Annotated in this window: 1 protein-coding gene; it reads left to right on the top strand. The window is 58.1% G+C overall.

Annotation, left to right across the window (positions count from 1 at the left end; genetic code table 11):
- Window positions 1–1,021, top strand: a 1,021-nt coding sequence (locus ABDZ36_RS14730; protein ID WP_343749383.1) for an IS630 family transposase, incomplete at both ends; no start/stop codon positions are given.

Here is a 1,021-nt window from a genome sequence, read left to right as displayed (position 1 = left end):
ATCGTCCGTCACCTCAGTGAGGACGATCTCGACCGACTCCTAGCGGAGTCTACTGATGAGAAACTCACTGAGCGGCTGATCTTCATCAAACGTCTTTACAAGGGGGCAACGCTGGAGGACGCTGCCGACGATGTCGGCAGGTCCTCCGGGACAGGAACACGCTGGGGCCGCCGGTGGAACGAGGGTGGTCTCGGCCTCCTGATGCCGAACTTCGGGGGCGGCAGGCCCCCGAAGCTCGGCGAGGACCAACGCGAACGCCTCTTGGAACTCCTTCGTGACGGCCAACCGTGGAAGAAACAGGAAATACAGCACCTCATCAACGAAGAATTCGACGTAGAGTTTCACCCGGTCTATCTCAGTACCTTCCTCGAAAATCTCGGCCTTTCCTACGCAATCCCACGGACTAAGCGTCCATCACGCCCGGAGAACGCCGAAGAGATTCTCGACGAACGCGTCGCTGACGCGTTCGACGAGGAGCCTGACGACACACCGCACAACAAACGCGACGGTGACGACGAGGAAGGGTGGGTCGTTGACGAGGAAATCCGGACGGACGGTGGAACCGTCCTTGGATTTCTCGACGCATCCCATCCACAACCGTGGGACAACTCACAGCGGCTCTACACCGTGGATGATCCACATATTACCCGACCGCTGGTGAAGTTAGACGAACCAGCGGTCGGGTTCTATGCCCTCTCCGGTGAGAGTGTCGTTCAGTTCCCTGCCAATCAAGAGAAAGAACAGATCTGTGAGTGTCTCGAAGGGATCCGCGAGCAGAATCCGGGCCAGCGGATTCTGCTCGTCTTGGACAACTTCTCCTCACACGTGTGCGAGTACACGCGTAAGCGAGCCCACCAACTCGGCATCGACCTCGTGTTTCTCCCGGTTGGTTCTCCGGATCTCAACCCAATCGAGCAGGTCTGGAAGAGCCTCAAGTGGAAAGCATCACCGCTGATTGTGGAGAGCGCGGCAGAATACCGCGCTCTCCTCACTGAGCTCTTTGAGCAACTTACGACTCAGC

The sequence above is a fragment of the Halarchaeum salinum genome (assembly GCF_039520965.1).
In the GTDB taxonomy this organism is placed as follows: Archaea; Halobacteriota; Halobacteria; order Halobacteriales; family Halobacteriaceae; genus Halarchaeum; species Halarchaeum salinum.
The sequence above is the reverse complement of the archived record's forward strand: the minus strand, read 5'-3'. Positions and strand labels throughout refer to the sequence as shown.